This window comes from Dolichospermum lemmermannii CS-548 (assembly GCF_028330815.1).
Taxonomy (GTDB): domain Bacteria; phylum Cyanobacteriota; class Cyanobacteriia; order Cyanobacteriales; family Nostocaceae; genus Dolichospermum; species Dolichospermum lemmermannii.
In genome coordinates this window covers 12,377-29,297 of record NZ_JAQMTJ010000216.1, presented here as the reverse complement: position 1 = coordinate 29,297, position 16,921 = coordinate 12,377, and the positions used below count along the sequence as shown (strand labels likewise).

The 16,921-nt window shown below is 39.1% G+C and carries 13 protein-coding genes; 7 read left to right on the top strand and 6 right to left on the bottom strand.

Going from position 1 to position 16,921, the window contains the following annotated elements; translation table 11 throughout:
• Positions 1 to 511, bottom strand: a 511-nt coding sequence (locus PN450_RS14385) for an RNA-guided endonuclease InsQ/TnpB family protein (RefSeq protein ID WP_271836733.1), incomplete at its 3' end; no start/stop codon positions are given.
• 789 nt (positions 512 to 1,300) lie between these two features.
• Here PN450_RS14385 and PN450_RS14380 point away from each other — a divergent pair.
• Positions 1,301 to 2,155: a Cof-type HAD-IIB family hydrolase gene (locus PN450_RS14380; RefSeq protein WP_271836732.1), complete on the top strand. Its 855-nt coding sequence runs from the start codon at positions 1,301 to 1,303 to the stop codon at positions 2,153 to 2,155.
• A 215-nt stretch (positions 2,156 to 2,370) separates the two neighbouring features.
• Here the strand turns inward: PN450_RS14380 and PN450_RS14375 are convergent, their stop codons facing one another.
• Positions 2,371 to 3,183 (bottom strand): DALR anticodon-binding domain-containing protein, encoded by an 813-nt coding sequence (locus tag PN450_RS14375; protein WP_334311493.1) that lies wholly within the window; start codon positions 3,181 to 3,183, stop codon positions 2,371 to 2,373.
• A gap of 375 nt (positions 3,184 to 3,558) precedes the next feature.
• Here PN450_RS14375 and PN450_RS14370 point away from each other — a divergent pair, with 375 nt between their 5' ends.
• Positions 3,559 to 4,278 (top strand): Crp/Fnr family transcriptional regulator, encoded by a 720-nt coding sequence (locus PN450_RS14370; protein WP_015081034.1) that lies wholly within the window; start codon positions 3,559 to 3,561, stop codon positions 4,276 to 4,278.
• Between the two features lie 428 nt (positions 4,279 to 4,706).
• Here the strand turns inward: PN450_RS14370 and PN450_RS14365 are convergent, their stop codons facing one another.
• The 3 genes from PN450_RS14365 to PN450_RS14355 form a co-directional block, all read right to left on the bottom strand.
• Positions 4,707 to 5,777: a PstS family phosphate ABC transporter substrate-binding protein gene (locus PN450_RS14365; protein WP_271836730.1), complete on the bottom strand. Its 1,071-nt coding sequence runs from the start codon at positions 5,775 to 5,777 to the stop codon at positions 4,707 to 4,709.
• Positions 5,778 to 5,803: 26 nt separating this feature from the next.
• On the bottom strand, positions 5,804 to 7,177 hold the full coding sequence (locus tag PN450_RS14360; RefSeq protein WP_271836729.1) for a serine/threonine-protein kinase: 1,374 nt from the start codon (positions 7,175 to 7,177) through the stop codon (positions 5,804 to 5,806).
• 78 nt (positions 7,178 to 7,255) lie between these two features.
• Positions 7,256 to 8,272 (bottom strand): LysR family transcriptional regulator, encoded by a 1,017-nt coding sequence (locus tag PN450_RS14355; protein WP_015081037.1) that lies wholly within the window; start codon positions 8,270 to 8,272, stop codon positions 7,256 to 7,258.
• Between the two features lie 364 nt (positions 8,273 to 8,636).
• Between PN450_RS14355 and PN450_RS14350 the strand changes: the two genes are divergently transcribed.
• Both PN450_RS14350 and PN450_RS14345 read left to right on the top strand, forming a co-directional pair.
• Positions 8,637 to 9,353, top strand: coding sequence for an NnrU family protein (locus PN450_RS14350; protein ID WP_015081038.1), 717 nt, complete (start codon positions 8,637 to 8,639; stop codon positions 9,351 to 9,353).
• A gap of 449 nt (positions 9,354 to 9,802) precedes the next feature.
• Positions 9,803 to 10,204: a thioredoxin family protein gene (locus PN450_RS14345; RefSeq protein ID WP_148764424.1), complete on the top strand. Its 402-nt coding sequence runs from the start codon at positions 9,803 to 9,805 to the stop codon at positions 10,202 to 10,204.
• On the opposite strand, the gene PN450_RS14340 is transcribed toward PN450_RS14345, so the two are convergent.
• Entirely contained in the window at positions 10,158 to 10,376 is a 219-nt protein-coding gene (locus tag PN450_RS14340; protein ID WP_271836728.1) for a hypothetical protein, read from the bottom strand. The two genes, PN450_RS14345 and PN450_RS14340, sit on opposite strands and share 47 nt — an antisense overlap.
• 265 nt (positions 10,377 to 10,641) lie before the next feature.
• Here PN450_RS14340 and PN450_RS14335 point away from each other — a divergent pair, with 265 nt between their 5' ends.
• The 3 genes from PN450_RS14335 to PN450_RS14325 all read left to right on the top strand — a co-directional run bounded on the left by PN450_RS14335 (position 10,642) and on the right by PN450_RS14325 (position 16,715).
• Entirely contained in the window at positions 10,642 to 12,720 is a 2,079-nt protein-coding gene (locus PN450_RS14335) for an NAD(P)H-quinone oxidoreductase subunit 5 (RefSeq protein WP_271836727.1), read from the top strand.
• Between the two features lie 324 nt (positions 12,721 to 13,044).
• Positions 13,045 to 14,067, top strand: a complete 1,023-nt coding sequence (locus PN450_RS14330) for an ATP-binding protein (RefSeq protein ID WP_271836726.1) — start codon at positions 13,045 to 13,047, stop codon at positions 14,065 to 14,067.
• A 38-nt stretch (positions 14,068 to 14,105) separates the two neighbouring features.
• A complete protein-coding gene (locus PN450_RS14325) occupies positions 14,106 to 16,715 on the top strand; it encodes a S8 family peptidase (RefSeq protein WP_271836725.1) in 2,610 nt (869 codons plus the stop codon).
• The last annotated feature ends 206 nt before the right edge of the window (positions 16,716 to 16,921 follow it).

Sequence of the window (16,921 nt, the reverse complement as noted above, 5' to 3'; positions counted from 1 at the left end):
TATCATCAATTTCTAAGACGATGGAAGCATACCATTGACCATTGCGGTTAACGATATCCAAAGCTTTAGGATGCCCCCAAAGTCTAGCTTTACCCCGCATTTTAATTTGACCAATCTTTGATAATTCTAAATAGCCGTTATCACCTGTACTGTGTACTTTCCAGCCTGTAAAAGATGGATAAGTCCAACCTGAATAATGACGGATTGGCTTGAATCTAGGGTACTTCCCTAGTCCCTTGAAAAACCTTTGGAAAGCAAAATCAACCCGTTTTAATGTGGCTTGCAATGCTTGGGAATTAATTACTTTATATTCTATCCAGACTTCTTTGAAATCCGGTAAACAATTCTGTTGTTCAAAGTAAGAAACAGATTTACCAAACTTTTTGTATGAAGTAATGCGGTTAGATACAGCAGCATTATACAAATCTTTATGAAGTTGGCGGTGGTAGTGCAACATTTCACTGACTTGTTTATTAGGATATAGTCGGAAAGTCGCTCTACGTAACGCCATTGATGATTACCTCCCATTCACTTTCTTAACTTATGCTATACTAACATTATAAATACCTAATATTTTGTCAAAAACTCAACTGTCCTCAAAATTCTTTTACTTGCAGTAAAAAACATTTTTTGAACGTTTCGTTTTTGACTTGCTTACATCCCCACCCTATGAGTACATTGAGGGTGGGGAATTACGCAAAACTGTTAAAGGTTTTATATCCAACCGAAAATTACTCTCGCTCATCATAAAATATTCTGTATGTCAATAGTATATTTGTTCTATATAATTCTTTGGATAATTGCTGTCTAAAAATTCGTCTCGGAACTTGCTGTTAATTTGTAAAGTTTTGTATTATTTTTCGGGATTTATTTCTGCAATAACCATAAATAAAGGCTTTTGAAAATAGCCTTGTCAGTCAATTAGAAAATTGACAACAATAACCCAATTATGAAATTCTCGATAATTGTAGCAAACTCTCAAAAGTATTGCAAGCTCGTTGCTAAATAAAAATTATTCTCAATTAATTCTTAAGAAAATCTAAAGCTGAATTATCATAAGTTATGAATATTAAAACTATTATTGGGTTTCTATAAGTTTTAGTTATATTGTAATTGGAAGTCCCTTAGTTAACAAATTACATTCTTGAGGGAATAAATCCTGATTCTGCGGTAATGCGAATCAGTTACTTGCGTTTATCAATGAAATGGCTTATCTCTAGGGCAAATTTGGGATGGTGTTGGGTTAAATGAGCTATTTATACCCGTATAATTTTAAACAATACTAAAAACTGGGGAGTTTATGGATACAATGCCTTTAAATCAGAGTCAAGACGAAAAAGATATTAAACTGTTGGTTTTAGATATAGATGGGACAATTGCGGGACAATCCAATACTCTCAGTCATCCTGTCAAGGAAGTGATTGCTGCTGTACAAGCCAAGGGAATTAAGGTAGCTATAGCCACAGGAAGGATGTATTGTTCAGCTTTGCGGTTTCATCAAGAAATTGGCTCTACGCTGCCTTTAGTAGCTTATCAGGGAGCTTGGATTCAAGATCCAAATACTCAGGAAATTCACCGTCATTTATCTGTATCTAGAGAAATTGCCCTGCAACTCCTAGAATACTTTGAACAGCCAGATTTGCGATCGCTCCTCTCAGTTCATTTTTACATCAACGACCAGCTTTATGTGCGAGAAATTACCAAAGAAACGGAAAGCTATCAACAACGCTGTGGTGTGAATGCTATTCCCGTTGGTGATTTACGTCAATTATTAGATCATGAACCCACTAAAATTTTAGCTTTGTGTGATGATGCGAGTCTAATTCAACAACTTTTGACTAATTTACGCCATAGATATAAACCCACAGAATTATATATGACAACATCTGTAGCCACCTTCCTAGAAGCAGCTAACACTCATGTTAATAAAGGCAATGCTGTCCGTTATCTAGCTGAAGAAATGCTAGGTTTAGAAAGTCATCATGTCATGACTATCGGTGATAATTTCAATGATGTAGAAATGCTCAGTTATGCTGGCATTAGTGTCGCTATGGGTGACGCACCAGACCAAGTGCAAGCGATCGCTGATTGGGTAGCACCTAGTGTAGAGTTAGATGGTGCAGCCATAGCAATGGAAAAATTCTTACTTAATTAAAAATCCAAAAATAAGAAAAGACACCGACGACTGGCCGTGTTTCGTCTCGGTGTCTTTCCTACTAATTTCGCTCCTCACACACCTGCGATTGTAGTCGGAGATATTTATTTTGTCAAGAGAATTTCTCAAAGTTTTTGTAAAATTCCGACAAGATAGAAAGATAGATCCCCGACTTCTTTGAGAAGTCGGGGATCTGAATTTTTGAATTTTAGCTATTAAAGTTCTACAGGTGCGACAATGCCCAATTTGTCTTCTAACACAGACCTTAAAACCAATTGAGTCGCTATCAGCAATCCTAATCTTGCTTGAGCTAATTCTGGATCATGAATTTTCACTTCCCCCCAAATCCGACAATTACACCAAAACCGCTCAAAAGCTTGACTTAAATTCTCACCTGCTTTTGACCAGTTAATGGAACTACCGCTATCAGCACAAACCAAATCATCTACCACTTTGACTAATTGGTAAATCAGAAAACTCTCATCAGCGTGATTAAGGCGAAGTTTTTGATCACAATTGAGCCAAGATATAGCGTTTACAGATACAAAACCTTTAATATTTGTCCTATTAAGTTCAATTAATCCTTCCTTTTCTGCTGCACACAACAAAGAACAGCATCGTGAATGAGCGTATTGAATTTTAAAAATTGTTAATGAGTTGGTTAATTGGCGATTGGGAACAGAAATTTTACTTTTTGCCTGTTCACTTTGTTCTAGTGAGCATTCCTCATTTCCGCTGACAGTGAGACAGTGTAACCAAGCCGCTAAGGTAGAGTCAACGAGTTCTATATGAATCCAACCGGGGGGAACTACTTTAACGTTAAATAAACTAGCACTATTTCGGGATAAATGCTCAACAATCGCCTGAGCAATTTCCATCGCTGGTGAATTCTGAGATTTTGATATGCTCATAGCCATACCAGAGATATATAAAATTTTCTGATTATATCCTCCCTGATAGAGAGGAACTTTTTTCCCTTTTATGCTTGTAATTTCCCCACTATTGGTAAAAATACTGAAGAAAGACACTAAATATCCAGTTATTAAATGCTTAATTGCTTTATTTTGATCTAAAAGTAGTCTATAACACACGTATTTCTTTGTAAAAAATTTATGGTGTGCATCATTTTATCCTGTTCCATCTATCTTCAGACAGAAGTTTAGTCTATGTAAGGAAAAATGAGAGTAGGATAAAATTTGATGAATAATGTATAAAAAATGGGTAATCTTTACTACCCTTGTTGTACAGTAGGAAGTATAAGAAAAAATAGAGAGCAATTTAGCTTTCTATCCCATTGGAGGGCTGACGCTGTTAGGCGTTATGCCTACCCCCGTTAACACAAAGACACTCCTTGCACTTTTCTTATCACGTCTTTGTTCTCAGCCAAACACTCTTTGTTACCTATGCAATCTCAATCCTCCTTTTCCGAAGCTTCACGTCCTTTCTTAACTTGGCAGCGAATCCTTGACTGGGCCCAAGAACACTACCGCTGCCGCACCTTCAGTAAAGATGAGCGGATTCCAGCTAGACCTGGTTTGCTCTATTTAGTCCAAAGAGGTGCTATTCGCATGGTAGGAACTGCCCAAGTCAGTGCTACTGCTAGTCAGTTAACATCTAGACGGATTAACAGAACTCCAGAAGAAGCTTTCTTGGGTTTTGTGGGAGCAGGTCAACCTTTTGAAATTGTTGCTCAGTCTCCATTTACACTCCAGTCCTACGCCCACGTTGACCAAACAGCAGTGCTGTGGATGTACTGGCATGACCTAGACAACTGGCCTCACTTCCGCCGTGAAGTTATGGATGCTTTTAGATATCAGCACCAGCGCAAGTTGCTATGGTTGAGTGCTTTAGGACAACGTCGCACAATTGACAGACTCTTAGGATTTCTCACCCTACTGATTGAGGAATATGGAGAGCCTTCAATGAGCGAAACTGATCCTGATGTCATTCGTGGTTATTCCTTGCCCTTCCCCCTCACCCATGCCCAAATAGGCAGCGCCATTGGTTCAACCCGTGTGACTGTCACTCGTTTAATGGGTAAATTACGTCAACGGGGCTTAATCCTGACCCAAGGAGATAATTTGATTTGCCTACCCGCTGAATCTATCAATAGAGTCAGCTAGGATCTAGTTCAAATCTTTAATGAGCAGCAAATTGATAGATGTTGACTGAGAGCTTGCCACTCTCGGACACACCAATGGCAGGTATCAGCGGATTCTAACTAGTCCAAATTGGGTAATTAGTTCTGTGAGCCTGCTCCTCATAATATCTCGCGGTAAGTCGGAAACTCAGGGGCTTTAGCCCTGAGAGTGTCAAGAATCTGTTTGACCACCACAAACAGATTTTGGGTAATCGGGTATGAAATGAAGATGTCTTGGATAAAATGTTCTCTAGTGCCGCATTTATCATGAAGGCACTCATAACGCTAGATCGGCAAATTGGGGCCACCCACCTGGTTCCAATTATTGATCTTGGCTTTTGGTATCATGAAAACTCAGGCACTTTTCCAGGTTATAGATAATTCTTTTTTCTTTCTTCCTCCTGACTCCTTTTATTTGATTCTGACAAATCCAGCTTTTTCAATCAGTTCTTGACCTTGAGATGTAACTAACCAATTTGCATACACTTCCCCGGCTTGTTGATCTGATTGACCATTTTGTTTTATGATCACAAATAAATTGCGGGTGATTGGGTAGTTGCCATTGCGAAAGTCTTGAGAATTCAACTGGTTAGGCTTGTTGGCACATTCAGATTGAGTTATTTTTGGTTGTTGGTAAGGTGCTATTAATTGCTCACTTGTCCGTCCTATTGGTAGGGATTTGATTGTACATTGAGGGACAATCTCTGGAGCAGAACCATAATAGATAGCACCAGGAGCAATAGCTACTTTGCGGATAGCTTCTGTGGTTGTACCAATGTAATTAATATTGTTGCCAAATTTATCTTTATTGAGAACGTTTTCGACAAAAAAATCTACTGTGCCACCGGCTTCTTTGCTGCGAGATAGGGGAATAATGGGTAAATTTGTACCACCTACTTGTTGCCAGTTAGTAATTTTGCCAGTGTAAATATCTTTAAGTTGAGAAACTGTTAATCCTGGAATATTTAGGTTATGATTAACAGCGATCGCAATTCCATCAATGGCTACAGTAATTTCTTTTAAGCTAAATCCTTTGGTTTTGGCAGTTTCGTTTTCTTCTGGTTTAACGGGACGAGAAGATTGAGAAAAAGCTAGTTGATTTGCTATCAACATTTTAATCCCAGTTCCTGAACCTGGTTTTTCGTTAATGGGTTGGGTATAACGTAAATCAAACTGAGGACAACTATTTTTGAGGACTGAATCTACATCCCGACGGATAGGAGCCCATGTTGTACTACCACCATAACTAAATATACCTTGTGGGAAATTGGGGATTTTACAATTGCTGACTGGTGGCGGATTAGGGTTAATAATGTTGTTACTGGGGTTCTGAGTGAGATTCTGATTAGCAGAGTTAGTGGTACTAGAATTATTGTTAATTCGCCCCCAATGTTCCATTAAAAACCAGAAAGCAGCAAAGCTTAATCCAGAGGTAAGAACAAGAGATAAGAGCAGTGACAGAGTTTCTTTTTTTTGAGACATGGGTGGTTTCCTTAGTGCTTTTTTTTCTAAAGAATTGAAGACATTAATTTATAAATAAGTCGAAATAATGTTGTTACTGTTATAGAGATTAATGCAGCTATCGCTGCTAACATAATTACTTGTTCAATGGCAATATTACTTCGTAAAAACGGAATAAAAAATATAATTGCCAAACTGACTGCGGGAATAATTAGCAAGTCAAATTTTTCTAACCAGCGTTTAGTTTGAGCAAAAATTAGACCATTCAAAATTACAACAGCAACAGTTAAAGTAATGATCGGGTTTTTCACTAAACCGAAAAAAGCGATCGCTATTAATGCCCCTTCAAATCCGCTAAAAGCAGCCCCAGCTAATAATTCCCATGTAGCAAAAGCCGATTGAACTGATTTTATTGGTTGTGGTGGTTGTAAATTAGGTGGCTGTGTTGGTGGTAATACCGTCTGTGCAGATGGGGCAGGAAAAAGGGCTTCTAGCACTTCCTGGGATGACTGAAAGCGTTGATTGGCAGCAGGTAGCAACATTTTATCTAAAATATCAGCTAGTCGGGGGTTAATGCTGATTTGAGAGTGCCATTGCCATTGATTAGTATAAGCATCAAATAGTTTGCTTGCTTCTTGACCTGTTAGTAAGGTAATCACAGTAACAGCTAAAGCATATAAATCTGTAGATGGAAATACTTGATTTCCTGCCATTTGTTCCGGTGGTGCAAATCCCATAGAATAAATTCCCGTAGAACTAGAGGAATTAGCCGGGGTATTAGTTACTTGCTTCACTGCACCGAAATCCAATAAAAAGAGCCTACCATCATGACGACGCATAATATTAGAGGGTTTAATATCTCTGTGAATAATGCCTCTGTCATGGATGAAAGTGAGAATTGGCAGAATTTCTGTGAGTATTTGTTTAACCCCTATTTCCGAAAATTTACCTTCTTGAACTAATTCTTCTTCTAGAGTTTGTCCATCAATATACTCTTGAACTAAATAAAAAAATTTGTCTTGTTGTCCTGATTGTAGACTTTGAACTGTGACAGTATACTCAGCAAATAAGTTAGGTATTTGCTTGTGTTCATTACCTATTTCCTCTAAAATTTTTGCTTCTTGTTCAAAGAGAATTTTTGCTTTTTTCAAAGCTTCTTCTGTTAAATTGCTGCTAGGTTGAAATTGCTTAACTACACATTTTTTTATTGTGGGAGTATCCCGATCAATTGCCAAAAAAGCAGCACCAAATCCCCCCCTAGCCAAAAGTTTAATTGGCAAATAGTGGTCACGTAAAATCAGCGGCATACCGCAGTTAGTACAAAATTTTTGCGGTACTGTTTTTAGTGTTTTAATATCATCTAAATCAGGAAAGTGATTTTTAGGATGTTGACAGTGGGGACGAGTGCAGCAGACTTCCATATTGTTTGTTATTCAAATGAGTCATTGGTCATTAGAAATTTGTCGTTAACTAATGACTTTTGACTGGTAACAAGGTTTTTAATTGGCATCAGAACCGTTAGATGTTGCTATATCCAATGTACTATTTATCACTTGATTGATTTGTGATAATTTTAACACCTCCTGTGTCCAGGCTGGGTTAGCAAACTGAGGTAAAATTTCCTGACTAAAAGCTTCTGCGGCTTTGGATCTATAGCGATTGGGGTTACATATTAGCCAGAGTGTCCGCTTCACCACTACTCCTTCGATAGGGGCACGATGGAGAACACCCATTTGTAACTCCTTAGCGATCGCTGAAGTAGAAACAAAGGCAGCACCTAAGCCAGATTGGACAGCGTTTTTAATAGCTTCTATGGAATTTAGTTCCATTTCAAACTTAAACCGTCTGGTGTCAATATCACAACGGGCTAAAACCTGATCAATGACTTTGCGGATAGTTGATTGGGAGTCAAGAGCAATGAATTGTAGTTTATATAGGTCTTCTTTTTGAATTGTTTCTAATTTAGCAAAGGGATGGGATGTGGGTAAAATGAGTGCCAATTCATCTTCAGCATAGGGAACAGTTTCTAAAGATTCCGCTAATTCAGTGGGAATTTCCCCACCAATAATTGCTAGATCAACCTGGCCATTAGATACACTCCAAGCCGTGCGACGGGTAGAATGGACGTGCAATTGTACAGCTACATCTGGATATTTTTGGCGAAATAAGCCGATCATTTTTGGTAACAGATAAGTGCCAGTGGTTTGGGAAGCACCAACAATCAATGTACCTCCTTGGAGATTTTGTAAATCCTCAATAGCGCGGCAGGTTTCCTGACACAAACTGAGGATTTTGTCCCCATAGCTCAGAAGTAGATGTCCCGCTTCAGTCAATTGAGCGCGACGGCCTCCTCTGTCAAATAGGGGAACATCCAGTTGTCGTTCCAGGTTTTGAACTTGCAAACTCACAGCAGGTTGGGAGACGTAAAGGCTATCAGCAGCCCGCTTAAAACTCCCTTCTTGGGCAATGGCTTTGAGAATTCGTAACTGATCTAAAGTAAAAGGAAGGTCAGACATAAGGCAAAACCTGTCAAACTGGGATTCATGAGCAACTTTAAAAATAAATCAAAATGAATAGTTTGGTGACTAAGCATGATTTATGGCATTGTTAAGATTTGAACAACTAACTAAAATACTTACCACAACATCTTGACAAAAATCTTCCTGTGTATAATCAAGCATTCAGCCGTCAGCCTTCAGCTATCAGATTTTAAGACGGAAATACAGGTAATTAAAACTAATTGCCTGGGTGTAACTTCAAGAAAATGAATAATTCGTCTTCTTTACTCCTGTTCTTGGCTGACTACTGATAGCTTACACCAGTCAAGATGTTTACCAATAGTAGCTTCTTTGAATTTGAATTTTGAATTGAGTTGTATATATGATGTCCAATCCTTGGTTTACCTCCAGTCATTTTGTCATACTAGGGTTACAATTAGTTTTTGCGATCGCCCATAGCGGGGGGGCTGCTGTGCGTCCTTGGGCAGAAAAATACCTTGGACCGAGGCTTTATCGCATTATCTTTGCATTAATTAGCCTGCCTTTGGCTGTGATCTTAATTGTTTACTTTTTTAATCACCGTTACGATGGCTGGCAACTTTGGCAGGTACAAGGTATACCAGGAGTGGGAGCATTAGTTTGGGTACTATCAGCTATATCCTTTTTATTTTTATATCCTGCTACCTTCAATCTACTAGAAATTGCGGCTATTCAAAAGCCCCAAGTTCATCTTTATGAAACAGGGATTATCCGTATTACCCGTCATCCCCAAATGGTAGGACAGGTTATTTGGTGTGTAGCCCATACCCTGTGGTTAGGAACTAGTTTCACTCTTGTTACCTCAATCGGTTTAGTAATACATCACCTATTTGGAGTATGGCATGGCGATCGCCGTTTAAGTCAACGCTATGGAGAAGCTTTTGAGATGGTCAAACAACGGACTTCGATTATCCCCTTTCAAGCGATTATTGATGGCCGTCAATCTTGGAACTGGGAAGAATTTCTCCGCCCTGCTTATTTAGGAGTTGCCATTTTTACTGGTCTATTATGGTGGTCGCACCCCTTGTTATTAGTGGCAACAAGTAGGATAATGTGGTAGTTTACTCTGATCCCCAAGATCAACAAAACATATAAATTTAATAGAACTTTGTGCTGATCACTTGCTACCAAAACAATGTATGATAGACTCAAACATATATCATTAAACTGTTGAAAACTGGGATTGGGGAAAGAATTTATCCGCCAGGCTGAAGTGGGTTTTATGGTAGACAAAAAGTCACCATCTACCTTAGTCGAAACGGTAAATAAATATCAATGTATAGACTGCACCCAGCCGCGCTCTCAGCATTGTAAAATTTTTCACAAGCAATAGCAATCAGGATTGGAAATGGAGAACAGCCAGCGCGACAATCACGGTGGCTTTTTTGTCAGCAGGAAAACATGAAAATCCTCAATTTAAAATTTAAACCCCAAAATGGGATAACTTACCAATTTGCTGCTGCTGACAGCTAATTTTGAGATAAAAACCTTATAATCACGAGAGGCATCATAGTGTTGTCGGTTAATGAACGGACATTTACTCAAGAAGTTTTAGAATCTTCAGTTCCTGTTTTGGTTAATTTTGAAGCGCCCTGGTGTGGACTATGTCGCATCATTCACCCGCTATTATTACAATTCCAGGCTGAATGTGGTGATGAACTTAAATTGGTGGGAGTCAACGCTGACCAAAATTTTAAGTTGTCTAATACCTATAGACTGAAATCACTACCGACTTTACTATTAATTGAAAAAGGTATAGTCAAACAACGTTTAGAAGGTTTTCCCGGTAAAGATGATTTACGTCAAGCCTTAGAAGCAATTAAATTCACCTATACAAGTCACGAGAAAATAGATATAGCAGGAGTCAGGGGGCAGGGAGCAGGGGGAAAGAATTATTCCAATCACAACTGACAACTAACAACTGACAACGACAACTGTACGGGCGAAGCATTTGGAGAACTATTTTTGGCAATGACCGATAATTTATCTTCCAAATGCTTCGCTGTACGGGCGAAGCATTTGGAGAACTATTTTTGGCAATGACCGATAATTTATCTTCCAAATGCTTCGCCCCTACTAACAACTGACCAAATATAAAACCATGCTTAACACCCCACCTAAAGGGTATCAGGTGGGGTATTTTATCCTCAAGGGTGTGTGTCACAATTATTAGCAGTTCTGATTATTCAGTTAACTCAAGTTTGAAGTGGGAAAATTCAAGCTAACTTGAAAGTATTGGGCTATCAGAAGTAGCTTATTTCTTTTCAATCAGCAATCCCCAATTGAATTTTCATTTTTTGGGCATCTTCTCATTTATTTGTACAGAATTCTAAAAGTAGGCGTTAGTGATGGAAGTAATCTATCAGTATGCCTGGCTGATTCCAGTATTACCTCTCTTGGGAGCAATGCTGGTCGGTCTAGGGCTAATCTCGATAAATCAGGTGACAAACCGCCTGCGACAGTTAAATGCTGTAGTTATTATCTCCCTCATGGGAGCTTCTATGGCACTGTCGTTGGCTTTGCTGTGGAGTCAATTTCAAGGCCATGCGTCTTATCTTTGGACTGTGGAATGGGCATCAGCCGGGAATTTTCACCTGACGATGGGCTACACTATTGACCACCTGACATCTCTAATGCTGGTGATTGTCACCACAGTAGCCGTTTTGGTGATGATTTACACAGATGGCTACATGGCGCATGATCCGGGTTATGTGCGGTTTTATGCCTATCTCAGCTTGTTTGGCTCTTCCATGTTAGGTTTGGTGGTCAGTCCCAACCTAGTACAAGTTTACATTTTCTGGGAATTGGTGGGGATGTGTTCCTACCTCCTAGTGGGCTTTTGGTATGACCGCAAAGCCGCAGCAGATGCTTGTCAAAAGGCATTTGTCACAAATCGGGTCGGTGACTTCGGGTTACTATTGGGCATTTTGGGGCTGTTCTGGGCGACAGGCAGCTTTGATTTTATGGTGATGGGCGATCGCCTATCCAACCTAGTAGAAACCGGCTCTATTAGCAATTTCCTCGCCATTGTGTTGGCGATTTTAGTCTTCCTGGGACCTGTGGCTAAATCTGCCCAATTCCCCCTCCATGTCTGGCTACCAGATGCAATGGAAGGTCCTACCCCCATTTCTGCCCTAATTCATGCGGCAACAATGGTAGCGGCGGGTGTATTCCTAATTGCCCGGATGTACCCAGTATTTGAAAATGTCCCAGCCGCAATGAACGTAATTGCTTATACTGGGGCATTTACAGCGTTTTTGGGGGCAACTATCGCCATTACCCAAAACGACATCAAGAAGGGTTTGGCTTATTCCACCATTTCCCAACTTGGTTACATGATCATGGCTATGGGTGTGGGTGCTTACAGTGCCGGCTTATTCCACCTCATGACCCACGCTTATTTTAAAGCGATGCTATTCTTGGGTTCTGGTTCGGTAATTCATGGCATGGAAGCAGTTGTTGGTCATGACCCTGTATTAGCGCAGGATATGCGTTTAATGGGCGGACTGCGGAAATATATGCCCGTGACAAGTTTCACCTTTTTGATTGGTTGCTTGGCCATTGCGGGGATTCCTCCCTTTGCTGGTTTCTGGTCAAAAGATGAAATTTTAGGCGCGGCTTTTGCTGCTAACCCCTTCCTGTGGTTTATTGGTTGGGTGACAGCGGGGATTACAGCTTTTTATATGTTTAGAATGTATTTCTCAACATTTGAAGGTAAATTCCGGGGTAATGACGAGAAAATCAAGGTAAAACTCAAAAATGCGGCTGCTGCTTTGGCTGAAAAGTCAGGGACATTAGAACTAGTGCCTAATTTTGGTCCTGGGGCGATGAAAAAGGGTGAATTGGCCAGTCACTCCCATGACTCCCACAGCCATGAGCCTCATGAGTCTCCTTGGACGATGAGTTTACCGTTGGTGGTTTTGGCTATTCCTTCGATGTTGATTGGTTTGGTGGGGACTCCCTACGCCAATTATTTTGAGCAGTTTATCTTTCCTCCTACCGAAACTTTGGCGGAAGTGATGGAAAAGGCTGCGGAATTTGACCCCCATGAGTTTTACATTATGGCTGGTAGTTCTGTGGCTGTTTCTGTGATTGGGATTACTTTGGCTGTGTTGATGTATTTAGCCCGCAAAATTGATCCTAGTGCGATCGCTAAAAACATTCAACCGCTATACGATCTATCTTTGAACAAGTGGTACTTTGATGACATTTATCATCGTGTCTTTGTCCTCGGTTTACGTCGTGTTGCTAGACAAGTTATGGAAGTTGATTTCCGCGTTGTTGACGGCGCTGTTAATCTCACGGGTTTCTTTACTCTTGTCAGTGGTGAAGGTTTGAAATACTTGGAAAGCGGTCGGGTTCAATTCTATGCCTTGATCGTTTTTGGGGCTGTTTTGGGCTTGGTGATTGTTTTTGGTGTTACCTGATTTTAATGGGGGCGGTTTGTCCGCCCCTGGATTGTTTTTTTTAACGAACCGCAGAGGCGCAGAGGGCGCAGAGTTAATGAACCACGAAGAAGCAAAGGACACGAAGGAAGAAGGGAAGAAAGAGAAGATAGGTGATTTTATATACATATAGGTTTATTTTCATCTGCTTTATAAACACTCCGTCAATCTATTCATTAAATTTAGAGAACTTAATATAATCATCACAAGTGGGAAAATCAGGATATAATTTGTGATGCACGTAAGTTATAAAGTATAATTGTACTATATACATAAGAAACTTCTATTTTTGCGGAGAGAGGCAATATGAAGGGAGAGCTTCTCAAAAGGTTTTTCAGAGCGATCGCTAGTTCAGACCAAGAAGCGATTGACAAACTTACATATCTAGTTATAGAAGAAGAACGCAGCAAAGGACATACTCTTCTTGCTGACCAGTTAGAGAATATTACTAAAAAGAAATCTAAGGAGCAATCTCCCGACTTTATCAAACCTGTTTCCTCTCTTGCTAATACCACACGAAAAACACCAGAAAACTTACAGGGTTTAAGTGAATTACCAACCAGTAAGCGTTTTAATATTCCCCTGGTAACGACTATACCAAGGGATAAACTACGTCATTACATGGTGTTGCCTGAAAAAATTGAGAAGCGGTTTCAAAGAATTGAACGCGAGTATGCAGCAAGAGATAGACTAGCTCATCATGGACTGCGTTATCGGCAAAAAATTCTCCTTTATGGACCGCCTGGTTGTGGAAAGACATTGGGAGCAGAACGTTTAGCTTGGAATACAGGTTTACCGCTTTTAAAAGTACGTTTTGATGCAATGGTTTCGTCTTTTTTAGGTGAGACTGCCAGTAATTTAAGACTTGTATTTGAGGATGCTGCAAAAAATCCATGTTTATTATTTTTGGATGAATGTGACTCAATTGCTAAGACAAGAGAAGATTCTCAAGAAGTGGGAGAAATTAAGCGAGTTGTAAATACATTTTTGCAAATTTTGGATGAATATCAACCATCTTCTGGACTTATGGTAGCTGCTACGAATTTGAATAAATCTTTGGATACTGCCCTGTGGAGAAGATTTGATGATCTGATTGCAGTACCCAAACCGGGAGAAAAAGAACTAGAATTTATACTGAGGGAAACACTATCTGCAATTGAAGTGGGATCTATCAACTGGCCAAGAATCATTGAGCAGATGAGAGATTTTTCTGCCGCTCAAGCTGTAAGGGTTGCTCAGGATGCGGCTAAACGAGCGATTTTGGAGCGAGAGGGGTTAGTAATTCAGGAACACCTAGAAGAAGCGATCGCTGAAATCAAAGTTTCCTAGTTTTTTGAGAGTTAAATTTTTGGTGTTTGGAGAAAAAAATGGTTGAAAGTTATCAGGGTTTTCCGCATATTCAGCTTAAATTAACAACGGAAGGACGTGCTGTACTGCGAGGTGGCGGTACAAAGAGTCCTCAAACAATTACTAATCTTCATAATCGACAGGGACATGGAAGTAAATTAAAGGGTTCGCTAGAATCCTTGATTTTTGATTGGCAACAGGATACTCAAGAAAAACCAGAAAAAGAACAGCCCCAATTTAAATCTCGACGTATTATCTTACAAATTGATCCTGGTTCTTTTGATCCAGATGGTTTGAAAGCTTATGGCATTGAATTGATTGCTGATACAGAAGATGGATATATTATCGGTGCATCAATAGATTTAGAACTTAGTGAACTTCAAAAGAAGATAGAGAAATTTATTAATGAACAGCGTGGTGGAAATACAGTTGCTCAAATTTGGGAAATAATAGATGGCAAGAAAAAGCCAGAATTAATTCTTTCTCCAACTTTATTTGTTGAATTATATGAAAGTTGGCTTCCAGTAAAAGAAGAACAAATTTATACTGTTGATGTAGGTGTCGCTTGTGTAGGAACTGAAACGAAGCTACCTAGTTATCCAAAACGACAACCTTATGATACTGATGAGAGTTTTACAAAAAAAGTTAATAATTGGATTCCCAAACGTGAATTAACAGAACAAGAATGGGAAAATTTATCTTGGGAAAGACAAGATGAATTTGAAGAGATTATTGAATTTTATAAAGGCAATATTATTAAAGGTTTTCAAGATGATGGAGGTGAACTTGGTACAGTTCGCTTACCTGATAGTTTTTCATGTGGAATTCAAATTTCAGGTAAAGGACTAAAAGATTTAATAGAGAATTATCCCTACATTTTTGAAATTAGTTCACCAGATCAGTTTTCCGAAATGCTCAATCAGGAACAATCACCTGATTCTAGCACTCCAAATTTTCAACTAGAAGCAGCAGATTCTAATGCTCCAAAAGTATGCATTATAGATAGTGGTATTCAAGAAATGCATTCTTTGTTAAAGGCAGCAATTGATTCACAAAATTCAACTTCTTGGGTTCCCGGTGAAACTGGTCAAACTCCTGATTATGTCAAAAATGGTGGACATGGAACGAGGGTAGCTGGTGCATTGCTTTATCCCAGAAAAATACCTCACAGTGGGAAAGAGAAAGCTATTTGCTGGATACAGAATGCTAGAGTGCTTGATGCTGATTGCTACCTGCCCATTCAATTATTTCCACCTCATTTATTAGAAAATATAGTGGAGTTTTATCATAATTTAAAAACGAGAATTTTTAATCACTCTATAACTGGACAAACTCCATGTCTTACTAGATACATGAGTGCATGGGCATCAACTATTGATAATTTAACATGGCATAAAGATATCCTTGTAATTGTAGCGGCAGGTAATTTACCTAGTGTTCCTTACCCTAATAAACCTATTACAAGATTGTCTATCAGAGAACATATTTCAGCAAATCGAGTATATCCAGATTATTTGATAGAAGATTCATGCAGAATAGCTAACCCTGCACAAAGTTTTCAAGCGTTAACAGTTGGCTCAATCGCTTTAAATTCTTATCATACACCTCCCTATTCTTCAATTGCACAAAAAGATCAACCATCCGCTTTTTCCTGTTCTGGATTTGGAATTTGGAATACTATTAAACCAGAAGTAGTTGAATATGGTGGTGATTTAGTTACAGATGAAGGCACACCAGCTAATATTATTCTCCATAAAGATGTAGCTCCCGAATTAGTACGTTCAACCTTGTATGGCGGTCCAGCAGTTGGATTTGATAAAGTTGGTACTTCCTTTGCAGCACCAAAAGTAAGTCATATTGCTGCCCGTCTAGCTGCTGAATTACCTAATGAAAGTTGCCTTCTTTATCGTGCATTAATAGTACAATCAGCAAGATGGCCAGAATGGACAATGGCTGATGAAGTGAATAAACTCCATGTTGTTCGTCAAATTGGTTATGGTCTTCCTAATGTTGAGCGTGCTGTAGGTAATACTCCCAATCGTATTACTTTAATGACAACAGGAGAACGACGAATTGTGGCTAAACAAGCTCATGTTTACCAAGTAAAGCTGCCAGAAAAATTACGTTCTCCAGGAGAGAATTTTAAGATTCTTTTAGAAGTTACTTTGTCGTACAAAGCACAACCACGCCGAACCCGCAGAAATCGCCGAAAATATCTTTCAACTTGGCTTGATTGGGACTGTAGTAAAAAAGCAGAAAATACAGAGAAGTTTCTAGAAAGAATTTTGAAAAAGTATGATGCTCCAGAAGATGCTGAAAAGGGAGATGACTGCTTCCAATGGACTTTGGGTAAAAGATCAAAAAACTACGGAAAAATAGATGGTGTTTCCAGAAGTGCCGGAACTCTCCAAAAAGATTGGACAGTTGTAAATTCATTTGAACTCACCGAAGCATTTTCTATTGCAGTTGTTGGACATGAAGGATGGAATAATAATCCTTTTGCTGAAGTTCCATATTCTCTAGTTGTTAGTTTTGAAGCCATACAAGCTGATATTCCCATTTATACATCTATTGTGGAGGCTCAAATTGAAATAGAAGTTCAAACAGAAACAGAAATTCAATCTTTGTGAATAACTGATTGTTATAAAACATCCTGTAAATCCTCTAATCCTGAGTATCCTGATATGGCTTGCGCCACGCTACGCTATCAGACAATTAAGCATTTTCAGGATGTAGAAAAAAACTAATCTTTAAAATCTGAAATATTCCCAGATAAATATTCATAAAAAATCCTGTAAATCCTCTAATCCTGAACATCCTGATATGGCTTGCGCCA